16 protein-coding genes are annotated in these 15,482 nt (G+C 67.7%); 5 read left to right on the top strand and 11 right to left on the bottom strand.

Annotated features, from left to right (window positions below):
• Window positions 1-120 precede the first annotated feature (120 nt).
• The 5 genes from argH to LRA87_RS11205 are packed head-to-tail and all read left to right on the top strand — an operon-like array spanning window position 121 to window position 4,710.
• Entirely contained in the window at window positions 121-1,485 is a 1,365-nt protein-coding gene (argH, locus tag LRA87_RS11225; protein WP_230632250.1) for an argininosuccinate lyase, read from the top strand.
• Window positions 1,485-1,721 (top strand): hypothetical protein, encoded by a 237-nt coding sequence (locus LRA87_RS11220; RefSeq protein WP_230631555.1) that lies wholly within the window; start codon window positions 1,485-1,487, stop codon window positions 1,719-1,721. Before argH ends, LRA87_RS11220 begins: the two co-directional genes overlap by 1 nt.
• A gap of 18 nt (window positions 1,722-1,739) precedes the next feature.
• Complete coding sequence (gene lysA / locus LRA87_RS11215; protein ID WP_230631554.1) at window positions 1,740-3,002, top strand: diaminopimelate decarboxylase; 1,263 nt, start codon at window positions 1,740-1,742, stop codon at window positions 3,000-3,002.
• The gene (locus LRA87_RS11210) at window positions 2,999-3,760 is read left to right on the top strand and encodes a precorrin-2 dehydrogenase/sirohydrochlorin ferrochelatase family protein (RefSeq protein WP_230632248.1); all 762 of its coding nucleotides are present in this window, start codon (window positions 2,999-3,001) and stop codon (window positions 3,758-3,760) included. The genes lysA and LRA87_RS11210 overlap by 4 nt, the downstream gene beginning before the upstream one ends.
• A complete protein-coding gene (locus tag LRA87_RS11205; RefSeq protein WP_230631553.1) occupies window positions 3,757-4,710 on the top strand; it encodes a zinc transporter ZntB in 954 nt (317 codons plus the stop codon). Before LRA87_RS11210 ends, LRA87_RS11205 begins: the two co-directional genes overlap by 4 nt.
• A 211-nt stretch (window positions 4,711-4,921) precedes the next feature.
• Here LRA87_RS11205 and fliS read toward each other — a convergent pair whose 3' ends face one another.
• From fliS to LRA87_RS11150, 11 genes are all read right to left on the bottom strand, one after another.
• Window positions 4,922-5,320 (bottom strand): flagellar export chaperone FliS, encoded by a 399-nt coding sequence (gene fliS / locus LRA87_RS11200; protein WP_230631552.1) that lies wholly within the window; start codon window positions 5,318-5,320, stop codon window positions 4,922-4,924.
• The gene (gene fliD / locus LRA87_RS11195; protein WP_230631551.1) at window positions 5,320-6,807 is read right to left on the bottom strand and encodes a flagellar filament capping protein FliD; all 1,488 of its coding nucleotides are present in this window, start codon (window positions 6,805-6,807) and stop codon (window positions 5,320-5,322) included. The genes fliS and fliD overlap by 1 nt, the downstream gene beginning before the upstream one ends.
• 48 nt (window positions 6,808-6,855) lie before the next feature.
• A complete protein-coding gene (flhB, locus tag LRA87_RS11190) occupies window positions 6,856-7,998 on the bottom strand; it encodes a flagellar type III secretion system protein FlhB (RefSeq protein ID WP_230631550.1) in 1,143 nt (380 codons plus the stop codon).
• Window positions 7,998-8,768: a flagellar biosynthetic protein FliR gene (fliR, locus tag LRA87_RS11185; protein WP_230631549.1), complete on the bottom strand. Its 771-nt coding sequence runs from the start codon at window positions 8,766-8,768 to the stop codon at window positions 7,998-8,000. The genes flhB and fliR overlap by 1 nt, the downstream gene beginning before the upstream one ends.
• Before the next feature lie 169 nt (window positions 8,769-8,937).
• Window positions 8,938-9,207: a flagellar biosynthesis protein FliQ gene (gene fliQ / locus LRA87_RS11180; protein ID WP_230631548.1), complete on the bottom strand. Its 270-nt coding sequence runs from the start codon at window positions 9,205-9,207 to the stop codon at window positions 8,938-8,940.
• Window positions 9,208-9,218: 11 nt separating this feature from the next.
• Window positions 9,219-10,100 carry a flagellar type III secretion system pore protein FliP gene (gene fliP / locus LRA87_RS11175; protein ID WP_230631547.1) on the bottom strand — a complete coding sequence of 294 codons (882 nt, stop codon included), beginning with the start codon at window positions 10,098-10,100 and terminating at the stop codon, window positions 9,219-9,221.
• Window positions 10,097-10,357, bottom strand: a complete 261-nt coding sequence (locus LRA87_RS11170; protein ID WP_230631546.1) for a flagellar biosynthetic protein FliO — start codon at window positions 10,355-10,357, stop codon at window positions 10,097-10,099. Before LRA87_RS11170 ends, fliP begins: the two co-directional genes overlap by 4 nt.
• A gap of 9 nt (window positions 10,358-10,366) precedes the next feature.
• The gene (fliN, locus tag LRA87_RS11165) at window positions 10,367-10,666 is read right to left on the bottom strand and encodes a flagellar motor switch protein FliN (RefSeq protein WP_230631545.1); all 300 of its coding nucleotides are present in this window, start codon (window positions 10,664-10,666) and stop codon (window positions 10,367-10,369) included.
• On the bottom strand, window positions 10,663-11,601 hold the full coding sequence (locus tag LRA87_RS11160; RefSeq protein WP_230631544.1) for a flagellar motor switch protein FliM: 939 nt from the start codon (window positions 11,599-11,601) through the stop codon (window positions 10,663-10,665). The genes fliN and LRA87_RS11160 overlap by 4 nt, the downstream gene beginning before the upstream one ends.
• Before the next feature lie 4 nt (window positions 11,602-11,605).
• On the bottom strand, window positions 11,606-12,229 hold the full coding sequence (locus LRA87_RS11155; protein WP_230631543.1) for a flagellar basal body-associated FliL family protein: 624 nt from the start codon (window positions 12,227-12,229) through the stop codon (window positions 11,606-11,608).
• A 23-nt stretch (window positions 12,230-12,252) separates the two neighbouring features.
• Window positions 12,253-15,456, bottom strand: coding sequence for a flagellar hook-length control protein FliK (locus tag LRA87_RS11150; protein ID WP_230631542.1), 3,204 nt, complete (start codon window positions 15,454-15,456; stop codon window positions 12,253-12,255).
• Window positions 15,457-15,482: the final 26 nt, after the last annotated feature.

The following is a 15,482-nucleotide window of genomic DNA, read 5'->3' as shown; positions in this document are numbered from 1 at the left end:
TTCAGCGCGGCTTGCTCGGGCGCGGCGCTTTGCCTATCGCAACCGGCGGCGGTCAGCGCCAGGAGACAGGCAATCGCTACGCGCGAGGATGACGGCAGGGACATGACGGGTTCCAATTCGATGTGGGGCGGCAGGTTCGCCGAAGGCCCGGCAGCGGTGATGCGTGAGATTAACGCCTCGATCCCGTTCGACAAGCGAATGTGGCGGCAGGATATCGCCGGATCGAAGGCGCATGTCGCGATGCTGGCGCAACAGGGCATCGTCTCGCATGAAGACGCCGCGACGATCGACGCCGGCCTCGAAACGGTCGCCGCGGATTATGCCGCGAACGGGGTGCCTGAGGATCTGGCGCTCGAAGACATCCACATGCTGAGCGAGGCGAAGCTTGCCGAGGCGATCGGCCCGGTCGCGGGACGGCTGCATACTGCGCGGTCGCGCAACGATCAGGTCGCAACCGATTTTCGGCTGTGGGTGCGCGATGCGATCGATCAGGTGCTCGCCGCACTTGGTGAGCTGACGGGCGCGCTGCTGACCCGCGCCGAAGAGCATGCCGATGCGGTCATGCCGGGCTTCACCCATCTGCAATCGGCGCAGCCGGTGACGCTGGGGCATCACCTGATGGCCTATGTCGAGATGGTGGCGCGCGACATCTCGCGGTTCCGCGATGCGCGGGCGCGGATGAACCTGTGTCCGCTCGGATCGGCGGCGCTGGCGGGGACCAGCTTTCCGCTCGACCGGCAGATGACGGCGCGGACGCTCGGGTTCGACGGGCCGACGCGCAACAGTCTGGACGCCGTCAGCGACCGCGACTTCGCGATCGATTATCTGACCTGCGCGACGCAGACGTCGCTGCATCTGTCGCGGCTGGCCGAGGAATTCGTGCTGTGGGCGTCGCAGCCGTTCGGTTTCGTCGCGCTGTCCGATCAATGGTCGACCGGCAGCTCGATCATGCCGCAGAAGCGCAATCCCGATGCCGCCGAGCTGGTGCGCGGTCATGCCGGACGCATCATGGGGTGCCAGACCGCGCTGATGGTGACGATGAAGGGCCTGCCGCTCGCCTATTCGAAGGACATGCAGGACGACAAGCCGCCGGTGTTCGAGGCGCACGACCTGCTCGGCCTGTCGATCGCCGCGATGACCGGCATGATCGCCAGCGCGACCTTCCGCACCGACCGGATGCGTGGACTGGCCGAGAGCGGTTTCGCCACCGCCACCGACTTCGCCGACTGGCTGGTGCGCGAGGCGGGGTTGCCGTTCCGCGAGGCGCACCACGTCACCGGTCGTGCGGTGAAGCGCGCCGAGGAACTGCGCGTGCGGCTCGACCAGCTAGCCTATGCGGAGTTTCAGGCGATCGATCCGCGCGTCAATGAAAGCCTGTACGACGTGCTATCGGTCGACGCCTCCGTCGCCAGCCGCACCAGCTTCGGCGGCACTGCGCCTGCCAATGTGCGCGCCGCGATCGCCGCCGCGCGGGAGACGCTGTGATGAAACGCTTGATCCCCTTCGCGCTGGCGCTGGCGCTCGCCGGCTGCGGCGCGGCCAAACAGCTGGAGCCGGCAGAAGGCGCATCGTTGCCACCTGCGCCGTATGGCGCGAAGGCGACGCCGACGCCGGCGCAACTGCTCACGCCCACCACGCAACAGCGTCCGCAGCGCAGCACCGAACTCCTGAGGAATTCGGAACAGCGCCGCAGCGACGAGTTCGACCTTCCGCCGAACTGAGCCAGCATTGATCCTGTCATGAACCATTTCGATTACCGCGACGGCATCCTCCATTGCGAGGATGTGGCGCTCAGCCGTATCGCCGAAGAGGTGGGGACGCCGGTCTACGTCTATTCCACCGCGACCTTTCGCCGCCATGCGCAGGTGTTCCGCGACGGACTGAAGGACGTCGGTCGCATCCATCTCGCCTATGCGATCAAGGCCAATCCCAACGTCGCCGTGCTGCGCGTGCTCGCCGACGAAGGCTATGGCGCCGACGTGGTGTCGGGCGGCGAGATGGCGCGGGCGCTCGCCGCGGGCATCCCGGCAGCGGACATCGTCTTCTCCGGCGTCGGCAAGACCCGCGGCGAACTGTCCCGTGGGATCGACGAGGGCATCGGCCAGTTCAATCTGGAGCTGGAGGAAGAGGGCGTCGTCCTCGCGCAGATCGCGCATGCGAAGGGCAAGGTTGCCCCCGCGACGCTGCGCGTGAATCCGGATGTCGATGCGGGCACCCATGCCAAGATTTCGACCGGGCGTGCCGAGAACAAGTTCGGCGTGCCGATCGATCAGGCACCGGCGATGTTCGACCGGCTGGCCCCGCTCGACGGGCTCGATCTGCGCGGCGTCGCCTGTCATATCGGCAGCCAGCTCGCCGATCTGTCGCGGCTGGAAGAGGCGTATCGCCGCATCGGCCAGCTGGTCGCCGACCTGCGCGCCGCCGGCCACACGATCAGCCGCGTCGATCTGGGCGGTGGTCTGGGCGTGCCGTACAAGCAGGACGACGTGCTGCCGAGCCCGGCCGATTACGGTGCGATGGTCGCGCGGGTGACCAGAGGCTGGGACGTCGAGCTGATGTTCGAACCCGGCCGCGTCATCGCCGGCAATGCGGGCGTGCTGCTGACCGAGGTGATCTGGGTGAAGCCCGGCGTCACCAACCCCTATGTCATCGTCGATGCGGCGATGAACGACCTCGCGCGGCCGGCGCTCTATGACGCGTGGCACGATTTCGACGCGGTAACGCAGACGGACGAACGGATGACCGCCAATATCGCCGGGCCGGTCTGCGAAAGCGGCGACACCTTCGCCATGGGGCGCGAGATCGCCACCGTGAAGAGCGGCGATCTCGCCGTGTTCCGCACCGCCGGCGCCTATGGTGCGACGATGGCGTCGACCTACAACAGCCGCGCGCTGGTGCCCGAGGTGCTGGTTGACGGCGACCGGTTCGCCGTGGTCGCCGATCGCATCGTGCCGGAAATGATCCTGGCCGCCGAACGCGTGCCGGAGTGGCTGAACCGGTGACGCTGCACAGCCTGCCGCTGTTCGTCCGGCTGGCGGGCCGTCCGGTGATCCTGCTGGGGGAGGGCGAAGCGGCGGACGCCAAGCGCCGCCTGCTCGAACGCGCCGGTGCGATCATCGTCGGCGAGGATGCGGCGGCATCGCTGGCGATCGTCGCGATCGACGATGAGGGCGAGGCGCTGGCGGCGGTCGCCCGGCTGAAGGCGCGCAGGCTGCTGGTCAACGCGGTCGATCGGCCGGAGCATTGCGACTTCACTACGCCCGCCATCATCGATCGTGCGCCGGTGTTGATCGCGATCGGCACCGGCGGCGTCTCGGCAGGATTGGCGGCGGCGCTGCGGCAGCGGCTGGAGGCGCTGCTTCCCGCAGGTCTCGGCCTGCTTGCCGAACGGTTGCAGGCGGCGCGGCCGGCGTTGCGGCGGCGGTATCCCGATGGCGGCGAGCGTCGGCGCGCACTGGGCGCGGCGATGGCGGCGGGTGCGCCGCTCGACCCGCTGGCGGGCGATGCGGATGTCGAGCGCTGGCTGTCGGACGATCAGGCGCGCGAGGCGGGATCCGTCCGAATCGTGCTTACCTCCGTCGATCCGGACGATCTGACGCTGCGGCAGGCGCGCAGCCTCGCCAATGCCGATCGCGTGCTCCACCATCCCGGCGTCCCGGCTGCGATCCTCGACCGCGCCCGCGCCGATGCGGTGCGGCAGGTATGGGCACCCGGGCTTTCGTCCGAACCCGGCCTCACGGTCGAAGTAACGATGGCATGAGCGGCTTCGGCTATCGGATCACCGGCGGCACGGCGACGCGCGTCGAGGTGAAGGAGGCGCTGTCCTGCACCGCTGATTTCGTCTGGGTCCACCTCAACACCAACGAGGAACAGGCGCAGGAATGGCTGCGCAACGCCGCGAAACTCAGCGATTACGTCGTCGACGCGCTGACCGCGACCGAGACGCGGCCACGCTGCGAGGCGTTCGAGAACGGCGCATTGCTCAACCTGCGCGGGCGATCGTCGGAGGAAATGTCGTCGGGTGATCCGCTGGCATCGGTGCGGATCTGGGCGATCAAGGGTCGCGTCTATTCGGTGACCCGGCGACCGCTGATCGGTATTGCCGAGGTCGAGACGCAGGTGGAACAGGGTGGCATCGTCGATCCGGGCGACTTCATTGCCGCCGTGTCGACCGCGATCACCAGCGACCTCGATCCGCATGTCGCCGATCTCGGCGACGAACTGGACGATTGCGAGGAACGGCTCGACGCCAATCGCGTATTCGACCTGCGCCGCACCGTCACCAAGGTGCGGGTGACCGCGATCGGCTACCGCCGCTTCCTCGCCCCGCAACGCGCTGCGCTGGAGAAGCTCGCGACGCTGCCCGGCGAATGGCTGGCCGAAGACGATCGCCGCCACCTCGCCGCCGCGGCCGATCGCGCCGCGCGCATGGCGGAAGAACTGGAATCGATCCGCGAGCGCGCTTCGCTGATGCACGAAGCGCTCACCGACCTGCGCAGCGAGCAGATCGACAGCCGCTCGCTGGTGATCTCGATCGTCGCGATGGTGTTCCTGCCGCTGACCTTCATCACCGGGCTGTACGGAATGAACGTGGCGCATCTGCCCTATGCGCAGGAGCCGTGGGCGTTCGATGCGATCCTGGGGCTATGCGGTGCGATCACGATCGGGGTGATCGGCTATTTCGTCCAGCAGCACTGGTTCCAGAAATAGCACATTTCTGACCCCGCAAGGGGGAGGTAAGGTGTGTACGTTTTGACGGAGTTCATCGTCCACCTCCCCCTCCGTCACCGCTTCGCGGCGCCACCTCCCCCTCGCGGGGGAGGAATGTAAGCATATTCTCAGTCCTCCCCCGCAAGGGGGTGGTGGCGCGCCGAAGGCGTGACGGAGGGGGAGGTAGGCGACGTCCCCGCCGACGAAATCCTCAGGCCGCCCGCGCGGTACGCCAGGCTTCGGCGATCTCGCTCAGGCTGTCGGCCGCCGCGCGGAACGGGCGCGGATCGATCCCGACCGAAGCGTCGACCACCGTGCGGCGGATACCGGCGTAAAGCCGCGCGAGCGTGTTCGACACCTCGCCGCCGCGTTCGAAGTCGAGCCCCGATTCCAGCGCGAACAGAATCGCCGTAGCGCGGGTGATGCGCTCGCTCTTGGTGCGCAGCTGGTTGTTCTCGACCGCCCAGGCCGCTGCACGCAGCGCGGACACCAGTTCCTCGTACAGCAATTGCACGAGACCCGGCCCCTGCGCCTCGGCGGTACGGCCGACGACGTCGATCTGGCGATAGGTGGCGTAGGGGTCGCCGGAGAGGAGCGTTGCGTAGGCCATCAGCTATCTTTGTTCCACGCCTTGATCTGGTTCTCGAGAAAGGTCTGGGTCGCCTTGTAGGCGGTGACCTTGCTGTTCATGCTCGAAAATTGCTGCGTCATTCGGGTCGTCATCGTCTCCGACTGCGACGCGATCTTTTCCTGTTCCAGCGACAGGTCACTCTGCGCCTTGGTGTAGCGCGTCGTCGACGCTCCCAGGCCGTAGAGGCTGCTGGAGGCGGCGAGAGAGATCGACGCGAGCGAACTGTTGAGGCCGATCGCGTTGCTCGACGTGGTCGCGAACATCGCCTCCACCTCGTCCGGATAGGTGGCGAGCACCTTGTTGAGCGTGTCCGCGTTCACCGTCAGCGTGCCGTCGCGATTGGTGGCGATGCCCAGCTGGGCCAGCGTCGTGGGGGCACCCGCCGTGCTGGCCGAAGCGATCGATTTGGTGGTCAGCCCCTGTAACGAACGCAGCAGCGACTTCGCCGCATTGTCCGTCTTCAGATCGCCGTCGACCGCATTGGTCGCGTTCCTGGCACTGGCGTAGACCTGGTTGTAGGTTTCGACGAAATCCGCGACCGCCTGGCTCAGCGCGCTGGTCGGGCGCGTCGTCGTCAGCGACACGGGGGTGGTCGATACGGCACCCAGTTGCAGCTTCACGCCCGGCAGCAGATCGGTGATCGTGTTGCTCGCGCGCTGTACCGCGACGCCGTCGACGATCAGCTGGGCATTGGCGGCGGTGCCGGTCAGCGTGCCGGTGTTGACGCCGACGTTGAACTGGTTGAGCGCGCTGTTCGCATCGTCCGCCTTCAACGTGAAGGCCTGCGCCGACCCCGTATCGCCCTTCAGCGACAGCACCGCCTTGCCGTCGGCGTCGGTGATGACGCTGGCGGTAACGCCGGTCTTGGCGGCGTTGATCGCGGCGGCGATCCCGTCGGGGGTGCCATTGGTCACGTCGATCGAAACCGCGGCGGTGCTGCCGGCGGTGAAGCCGGTCATCGCGGTGCCGGCGGCGTTATAGGTTGCGGTGCCCAGCGTCAGCGTCAGTTTGCCGGTGGCGATCGGCGTCGTCCGGCTCGCGACACTGGCGGACCGCGCGCCCTGCGCGGTGGCGAGCGCGTTGACGGTCACGCTCGAATTCAGGTTGCCGACCTTCGCGCCGCTGATCGCCGAGGCGGACAGGACGCCGGTATTCGAGCTGACGGGCTGCGTCTGGAGCGCACCGCCGCCGATCAGCGTGCCCAGTGCGGTCGAGAAGTTGGCGATGGTGCTCTTGAGCGTGCTCGCGGCCGAGATCTGCGCGGTGAGCGCGGTGTTGCGGGCGGTGAGCGCGGCGGTCTTGGCGGCGAACTGCGCCTGGACCAGCTGGGTGACCAGCGTGTCGGTATCGACGCCCGACCCGGTGTTGAGCGAGGTGAGGATGCTTTGCGCGGCGCTTTTGGTGACCCCTGCGGCCGTGGAGACCGTGGGTGTCGGGGTGCTCGTCGTTGCAATCGTGGTGGCCATCGTCGAACTCCGCGCTTCATCACTGTTAACGGCCGCTGCCGGCAAAGATTAAGAGGATTTCCGTTCGATCTTGATGCCGTGTTCGTCGAACCGGGCGGTCTCCGGCACGTCGATCGGCGGCTGTTCGGTCCCGCCCGCTGCGGCGTTCAGGTTGAAGACGAAGGCGAGCACGGTGGCGATCGCGACGTACAGGTCGTCGCGCACCTCCTGGCCCTCGCGGCTGGTGTAATAGACCGCGCGGGCGAGCATCGGATATTCGAGGATCGGTATGCGGCTTTCGCCTGCCACCTCGCGGATCGCCAGCGCGGTCGCACCGCGACCCTTCGCCACGACGACGGGCACCTGATCCTTGCCGCGATCGTATCGCAACGCGACGGCGAAATGCGTCGGGTTGGTGAGCACCACATGCGCCTCCGCCACCGCTTTCCGTACGCCGCCGGTCGCCATCGCGCGCTGCATCGCGCGCTGATGGCCCTTCGCCTCGGGCGAGCCTTCGCTCTCCTTATGCTCGTCGCGCACCTCCTGCTTGGTCATGCGCAGCTTCGACAGCAGCTGGACGATCTGGATCGGCACGTCGAACAGCGCGATGGCGAGCAGGCCGCCGGCCATCGCAATCATGATGCCGATGAAGGTGCCGCCCAGCGCCGCGACCGCATCGCCCAGGCTGGATGAGGACAGGCCCAGCGTGGTGCGGCTCGACTTCCACAGCATATAGCCGCCGATCACACTCAGCAGCACGACCTTCAGCAGCGATTTGCCGAGCTCGATCCAGCCCTGCGGCCCGATGATCCGCTTCAGTCCGGACGCCGGATTGATGCGGTTGCCCTTGAAGGCGAACAATTTGCTGTTCCACGTCAGCGATCCGAGGCCGGCCGAACTGACGATCGTCGCGATCACGCTGACCGCGAACAACGTGATGAGCGAGGGCAGCAGCTTGGTACCCGCCTCCTGCAACGGCCGCCACGGCGAGAAATCCTCGACGTCGCCGCGGTCGAACTGGAAGCTCGCCGCCATCACCGCCTTGCACGCCGCGACCAGCGAGGGACCAGCGAAGATCAGCCAGGCGACACCCGCCATGACCACCAATGCCGTCGCGAGGTCCTTCGACTTGAGGATGTTGCCATCCTCCGCCGCCTTTTCCTTGCGCTTGGGTGTTGGTGCTTCTGTCTTGTCGCCACCGGATTCCGACATCAGCCGCCCGCCATCGCCTGGGTGGCGGCCAGTCCTTCGCGGATGATGACCAGCATGTAATCGCCCATCGCCGGAAAGGCGACGGCGAGCGCGACCACGCCGACGGCCGTGCTGGCCGGCAGGCCGACCGAGAACAGGTTGAGCGCCGGTGCGGCGCGGCTGACCATGCCGACGATCAGGTTGAGGCAGAGCAGCAGGAAGCCGACCGGCAGCGCGAGCAGCAGGCCGGCGAGAAAGGCATAGCCGCCGAAAAAGGCGATCTGTTTCAGCCGGTCGGGCGCGACCCAGGTACCGGGGGGCATCGTTTCATAGCTTTTGACCAGCAACTCGACGAGGACGAGGTGCCCGTCGACCGACAGGAACAGCAAGGTCAGCATGACGGTGAAGAACTGGCCTAGCGCGGGCGACGAACGGCCGTTCTGCGGATCGACCGACGAGGCAAAGCCGATGCCCATCGATCCGCCGATCATCTCCGATGCGATCATTGGCGCGGCGAACGCGATCTGGAGGATGAAGCCGATGGCCGCGCCGACGAGCGCTTCGGCGAAGATCGCGAGGAAGGTCGCCACCGCGAAAATCTGCGCCGGCGGCACGATCGGATGAACAGCGAGCACGAAGATGCCGATCGCGCCGGACAGGCCGATGCGGACGGGGAGGGGGATCGACACCGCACCGAACACCGGCGCGACGACGAACGCCGCCCCGATCCGCACCATGACGAAGATCAGCGCCCAGAGTCTGGGTTCGATGGCTAAGCCGAAACCCAACACTACGCAGCGCTCGTCGCCGGGCAAACGCCCGCCAAACCACCTTCGTCACCCCGGACGCGTTCCGGGGTGCAACGTGAGGCTGGTGGCATCCATGGAGCCTCCAGCCCTTCCGCCGCAGACCAGTGGATCCCGCAACGAGTCCGGGGTGACGCGGGTGGTTTGGCGAACACTATTTCACCAGTTCCGGAATGCGTTCGAACATGCCCACGGTGAAATCCGTCAGCAACCCGAGGATCAGGCTGCCGAAGATCAGGATCGAAAACGCCACCACCAGCAACTTCGGCACGAAGCTGAGCGTCTGTTCGTTGATCGACGTCGCCGCCTGGATCATGCCCAGGATCAGGCCGGCGAGCAGCGCGGGGATCAGGATCGGAGCGGTGGCCAGCGCCAGCACCCACATCGTCTGGTTGGCGACGGTGAGGAAATAATCGGCGTCCATCTAGCGGATCCTCACGTCGCGAACGAATTGGCGAGGCTGCCCATGGTCAGCGCCCAGCCATCGACCAGCACGAACAGCAGCAGCTTGAACGGCAGCGAGATGATCGTCGGCGACAGCATCGCCATGCCGAGCGCCATCAGCACCGTCGCGACGACGAGGTCGATGACGATGAACGGCAGGAACATCAGGAACCCGATCTGGAACGCGGTCTTCAGCTCCGACGTGACGAAGGCGGGCAGCAATACGGCGAACGGGATATCGTTGGACGACGTGTACGGGCCCGACTTCGCCATGTCGGCGAACATGGTCACGTCCTTGATCCGCGTCTGCTTGACCATGAAGGCGTGCAGCGGCGCTCCGGCGCGCTCGATCATCTGCGTGCCGGCCAGCTGCCCGGCGGCATAGGGCTGGATCGCCTGCGTGTTCATCTGGCTGATCGTCGGCGCCATGATGAACAGCGACAGGAACAGCGCGAGGCCGATGAGCACCTGGTTGGGCGGTGTCTGTTGCAGGCCCATCGCCTGGCGCAGCACGGCCAGCACGATCACGATCCGGGTGAAGCTGGTCATCATCAGCAGGATGCCCGGCAGGATCGTCAACAGGCCCATGATGATGAGGACCTGCAGCGACAGCGACAGCGGCGCGCTCTGCGTCCCGCCGGATGCCGCGCCCGCACTCAGCTGGCCGAGCGCGCGATCCACAGCATCGCCGACGCCCGGTGCAGGCGCTGCGGGAGCGGCCTGCGCAAAGGCCGGCATCGCGACGAGCAGCGCCAGCGCGATGGCGAGGATCGCCCAGACCCATTTGTACCCGCGCGCCGTCGCGCCGGTCGTGCGGCGGACGGGCCTGAACAATGCGGGACCATGGCCCCGCCGCGTCACGGTCGGCGTCACTGGTCCACCTTGTCGATCAGGTTGACGCCGCCACGGCCGACCGAGACGAGCAGGCGCTTGCCCTCGAAATCGAGCACCGCAAGGCGCAGGCCGGGAGAGATCATCATCGTTTCCCGGACCGCGATCAGCCGGTTGGACGGTTTGCCGCCACCGGGCATCCGCGTTTCCAGCTTCCGCCATGCGTACAGGCAGCCGATCATCAGGCCGCACACCAGCGGCAGCAGGATCACGAGCTTGAGGATATAGGACCAGAGCATGATCGCGCCTCAGTTCCGCGCCGCGGATTTGTCGGGCGTGACCAGTTCGGTCATGCGCACGCCGAAGCGATCGCCGACCGTCACCACTTCGCCGCGGCCGATCAGCGTGCCGTTGACGAACACGTCGAGCAACTCGTTCGCCTGGCGATCCAGCTCGATCACGCTCGATTCGCCCAGCGCCAGCAGTTCGCGCAACGTCAGCGAGGTCGATCCGATCTCGACCGTCAGCTTGACGTCGACATCCTGCAACAGCCGGAAATTGGCGGCCACTCCGGCATCTAGCGGGAAGCCGCCGGTCATGTCGTTCATGCGTCAGGTCCTTCGTCGTCGAATCGGGCAAGAGAGGTCAGGCGGACGGCGGCATGGCCGTTGGAGGTGCCGACGGTGCCGCGCCCAAGGCAATCGGTTCCCACCATTACCGGCACCTGCGGTTCGATGCTGATCGGGATCACGTCGCCCTGTTTCAGGTTCATCAGCATCGACAGCGGCACCACCGGCTCGGCGAGCACCGAGCGGATCGGAAAACGGACGTTCATCGCCGCGCGGGTCAGCGAGGTGCGCCACGCGGGGTCCGCCTCCTGCTTGTCGAGCACCTTGCCGGTCAGCGTCGGCGCATGCGGCTTCAACGCGGTGACCGGATAGATCAGGTCGACGAAGACGGGACGGTCGTCGCCCGCAGCGATGCCGAATCGGGTGACGATCATCGCATCGTCGGCATCCGTCGACAGCATCGCGGCATTGGATTCGACATGCGTCGGGGTAAAATCGATACGGGCGAGCGGTTCCCACGCGGTGCGCAGCGGCCCCGCGATCGTCTGGCCGATCTTGGCCACCATCGCATCCGCCGCCGGCGAGAATTCGGTCGGCATCATCAGCGGGGTCGCGCCGTTGCCGCCGAAGAACAGGTCGAGCAGCTGCAATACGAAGGTGCCATCGAGGACGCACAGGGCGTTGGCACCCTGCGGCGACATCGTCATCGGCAACCATGCGGTCAGCAGATCGCCCTTCTCCGAACGGTAATCCCCGAAACGCTGGACCACGAGCGGTTCGGCCCAGGCCCGCACTTCACGTCGCAGCAACGGCTCGAACACGCCACGCAGCGACCGCGCGAGACGCGCGGACAGATGCTGCAGCGTATGCAGATCGCCGAACGGATTGAGCTTGGTCGCGCCCAGCCCCGCCGCATGCGCGGCGGGTGTGCGATCCCGCGTCCGTCGTTCGGAGGTTGCCTCGGCGTTAACCATGACCTCACTGAACAACGAAATTGGTAAAGTAGACGTTACGAACGCCGCCGAATCCTTCTTTCTGCTCTAAAATTCCGTTGATCGCCTTCGCCAGCCGCTGCTGCATCTGCAATTTGCCGGCGGACGTGAACACCTGCTCCTCCGGCGTATCGCCGAGGGTGAGCAGCACCGCGGAGCGTACGGCGATGTCGTTGGTCTTCAGATTCTCAATGACCGTGTCGTCGTACGGCGTCGAGATCGCGATGCCGACCTGGATGACATGAACCGAATCCTGCAGGTTCGAGGTGAACTGCGGGTCCATCGTGTAATAGTTGGAGGCATATTGATCGCCGCCACCGCCCGACGGCACGTGCTTGCCGCCGCTGCCCGACGATTCGCCGCCTCCGCCATGTTCGCCTCCGCCTTCACCGCCCTCGGCAGGACGCTTCTGTTCGGATTTGGGCACCAGCTTGGGTCCGTGCTCCTCCGCTGCCGCGGCATGGCCGCCGCCGATCAGGCCGGCACTGGCGGCGTAGACGCCCGCGCCCACGCCGCCGCCGACCAGCACGACCAGCGCGAGCGCCATGATCACGATCTTCATCTTGCCGCCCTTCTTCTTGGGCGCGTCGGCTTCGGGTTTGTCGCTCATCGTCAGTGATCCTCAGGCAAATGTCAGGCGATGCGGCCGTTGGTGCCAGCATCGGTATCGGTGGAGGGGGCCCGCGCCGGTGCCGGCTGGCGGGCCGGGGCGGTATGCTGTTGCTGCCGGGGCTGCTGCTGCCCGGCTTGCGGCTGGGCCTGACCCTGGCCCTGCGTGGCCGTCTGCTGCTGCGCGCTGCCGGCTGGCGATTGACCGCCGGGCTGGGATTGCGGCTGCGACGACGACTGGCCGGCGCCGGACTGGGTTGCAGGCGCGGGCTCGACGATCGTCTGGCCGATCCGCAATCCACGCTCCTGCGCGACCTCCGCCAGCCGTGGCTGCGCGTCCTCGATCAGGGCGCGGGTGGTGCCATTGTCCGCGGCGAAGCGGACGTGGATCGCATCGCCCACCATCCGGACGGAGATATCGATCGCGCCGAGCGCATCGGGGACGAGGCGGATACGCGTGTCGTTCGCATTGGCCGCATCGCGCAACGCCTCGATCCGGTCGATCATATGGGTCGGCCAGCTATCCTGTCGCATGTCGAGCGTCGGCCGGGTCGTATCGACGACGGGTGAAGCGCCATGCGTCGGGGCAGCGGTGGCCACCGGGGCGACCGTCGGGGCGGCGGGATCGAGCGGGGCGACGCGCTTGCGCTCGTCGGCGCCGGTCGCGGCATGCTTCGCCGCACCGAACACTTCCGCCGCGGGAGCGGTGGTGCCTGCCGTCGGCTGCGACGGCGCCGCCGTTCGTGGACGAAGCGCCACGGTCTGGCGCGGCGTGCCGGACACTTCGCGCATGAACGTCGGTCGGGGCGTCGGGGCAGTGGCAGGGGTTGGGGCCGGCATGGTCCCGGCCGGCACCGCTTCCGGCGCGACATCGGACGCCGGGGATACGGCGGCAACCGCTACCGGCGCAGCGACGGCGATGACGGGCGTCGGCACAGACGTGGCAGCCGGCGTCGATGGTGCTGCATCGACGGGGCGGGACGGGCCGGCCGTATCGGCCATCGGTGCCGCACCGGAGTCGCGAACCGGGGATACGGTCGTCGAGCGGGCGTCGACCGTGACGGGCGAGGAATCGGAGGGAGCCGGTGCGGCAGGGACGCGGTCGTCCGGTGCCTGCTGCCCGGCTGGCGGACGCGCCACATCAATCAGCGGTGCGGGATCGGCAATGATCGCAGGTTGCGTCGCCGGGATCGGCGAATCGGGCTTCGCGCGTTCGGGACCGGATGGCGTAGCGACGCCTGCCGGTGCGGGCGTCGTGCTTCCGGCCAGGTCGGTCGCGGCGTTCGCAACCTGATCGACCGGCATGGCAGCGACCGTGCGCGGGGTCGGCTCTGCGCGGTCCGGAGCAGGTGCCCCCGTCTCCATCCCCGTCGTCGTCGCCGTCGCCGTCGCCGTCGCCGGCAGCGGAACTGCCGATGCGCCGGCAGGGTCGCGTGTCGTCGCGCGAACTGGTCTCGCAACCGGATCGGGCGCGCGTCCGGCAGGGTCGATCACGCCGGGATCGGCTGGCAACGGCAGCGGGGCTGCCGATGGAATCGCGGGACCGGGAACGCGCGGTGCAGAACGTTCGCGCGCGAACGATTCCGGCCTCTGCGGATCGGTGGCCTCGTCTTCTGACACCGGGATAGCCACCGGCGCAACCGCAGCGGGCTGCAGAATAGTCATCGGCGGAGCGGCGGCAGGGGAGCGCCTGGCACTCGCTGCGGCCGGAATCTGGCGCCGGGTATCGACGGCGTCCAACTTTGCCTGGGCCGGCTCGGGGACCACGGCCGATGCCGGAACCCGGTCGCCGACCTGCATGTCGGCCGGCGATCGTGCCGGCGCAGGCATTTCCGGCCGCTGCGATGGTGGTGGGGCGAGTGCGGCCGAATCACCGTTCGATGCGACGGACGTCGGCACCGGCGTAGTTCCGGGAAGGGTCGAAGCGTCGTCCGGTCGCGACCGGTTCTCCCGTGTAGGAAGGCGCGACGAAACCGGCGCCGCGCCCTTGGGCACAACGGCGACGTCCTGTACCACGGTCTGCACGACCGGCTGGACGGGAATCGTCGGGGCCTGTGCGACGGGCGCTATGGCTGGCGGTGTGGATAGCGGCGCCGATGTGATCGTCTGATCGGCCCGGCCTGCCGGCAGCGGTGCAGCAAGCTCTGTTGCTTCCTCGTCCGCTGCTTCGACCGGCTCGTCAACCGCTGGTCCGGAGCTGGCCCTTATGGTGTGATGCCGGTTTTCCGGCGCCGCGTCGCGCCGCGTCACCACCTTGTCCGGGATGATGTCGTCGGACACCGTTACGGGAGCATCGGGTTCGGGTGCGATCGCCGGCAGCGTGGCGTGCACGACCTGAAGTGCCGGCGCTTCCGATCCGGCCGGTGTCGCAGCCAGGGTCTCAGTTGCCGGCGATCCCTTGTGGCGCAGCGGCTTGGCGGGGTCGCCAGCCGTCGCCGCATCGATATCTGCCGACGCAGCGCGCTTTCGGGGCGCCGGAGAATTGGCCGGTACGCGAGCGAGCGGCTCTGCGACCGGCATGTCCGATGAGGGGCGACCCGACGCGTTACCCGTCGCCGCCTGCGAAGTTTGCGGCAGTGTCGCCGCCTGCGGCGTGTTCGTGGTCGTCGCGGCCTGCGGCGTGTCCGTCGGCTTCGCCGTCGCAGGCGAAGTCCCGGGCGTGGCGGCAAGGGGTTCGGCTATCGGCTCAGGCGGGATCGCCTGCGGTGTTTCGTCACCTGCCGGCGCGTCGGGCATCGCTGCTCGCCCAGGTGCCAGCGGCCGAACCGCCGGTGTGTCCGGGAGGGGCGGCGCGACCGCAACGGCCGGTGCCGGTCTCGTCGTACTGCCCATCGCCAGCGCGCCGACGGACGTGCTGCCGTTCAGCACGGGCGTGCCGGTGAACACGAACGGCCGGTCGGGTCGCGCATCGGTGCCGGCGTTCGCCAGCGCAGGCGGGATCTCCATCGGCGCAGGCACGGCGATATTGACCGCAGGCAGCCACGCCAATGCCGGATCGATCGCGGCAGCATCGACGGTCGGCAGCGGCATGCCGGGAGCGGCAAGCGCTTGCCGGACCGGGTCGCCGGCGGCCGGCGGGATCGTGTTCGCCGGGGCATCGCCACTCACGCCGGCCATCTCCGGCAGGGTCGACATCGACAGCGCGAACAGCTCGCCGCCAACCGGCAACGCACCCTTGCCCGGCTGGCCGGGAGTGGTCGGAACGATGGCTGCGGCGGCGTTGATCATCGATAGGTCTCGTCAGGAACACAAGT

Source organism: Sphingomonas sp. Leaf37 (genome assembly GCF_920939475.1).
In the GTDB taxonomy this organism is placed as follows: domain Bacteria; phylum Pseudomonadota; class Alphaproteobacteria; order Sphingomonadales; family Sphingomonadaceae; genus Sphingomonas.
Note: the sequence above shows the minus strand (reverse complement) of the source record. Positions and strands in the feature narration are given on the sequence as shown.

Coding starts and splice junctions, on each gene's coding strand:
- fliN (WP_230631545.1), bottom strand. CDS start 10,666: ATGAACGACATGACCGGCGGCTTCCCGCTAGATGCCGGAGTGGCCGCC.
- flhB (WP_230631550.1), bottom strand. CDS start 7,998: ATGTCGGAATCCGGTGGCGACAAGACAGAAGCACCAACACCCAAGCGC.
- LRA87_RS11160 (WP_230631544.1), bottom strand. CDS start 11,601: ATGGTTAACGCCGAGGCAACCTCCGAACGACGGACGCGGGATCGCACA.
- lysA (WP_230631554.1), top strand. CDS start 1,740: ATGAACCATTTCGATTACCGCGACGGCATCCTCCATTGCGAGGATGTG.
- LRA87_RS11155 (WP_230631543.1), bottom strand. CDS start 12,229: ATGAGCGACAAACCCGAAGCCGACGCGCCCAAGAAGAAGGGCGGCAAG.
- fliQ (WP_230631548.1), bottom strand. CDS start 9,207: ATGGACGCCGATTATTTCCTCACCGTCGCCAACCAGACGATGTGGGTG.
- LRA87_RS11170 (WP_230631546.1), bottom strand. CDS start 10,357: ATGCTCTGGTCCTATATCCTCAAGCTCGTGATCCTGCTGCCGCTGGTG.
- fliD (WP_230631551.1), bottom strand. CDS start 6,807: ATGGCCACCACGATTGCAACGACGAGCACCCCGACACCCACGGTCTCC.
- fliS (WP_230631552.1), bottom strand. CDS start 5,320: ATGGCCTACGCAACGCTCCTCTCCGGCGACCCCTACGCCACCTATCGC.
- argH (WP_230632250.1), top strand. CDS start 121: ATGTGGGGCGGCAGGTTCGCCGAAGGCCCGGCAGCGGTGATGCGTGAG.
- LRA87_RS11150 (WP_230631542.1), bottom strand. CDS start 15,456: ATGATCAACGCCGCCGCAGCCATCGTTCCGACCACTCCCGGCCAGCCG.
- LRA87_RS11205 (WP_230631553.1), top strand. CDS start 3,757: ATGAGCGGCTTCGGCTATCGGATCACCGGCGGCACGGCGACGCGCGTC.
- LRA87_RS11220 (WP_230631555.1), top strand. CDS start 1,485: ATGAAACGCTTGATCCCCTTCGCGCTGGCGCTGGCGCTCGCCGGCTGC.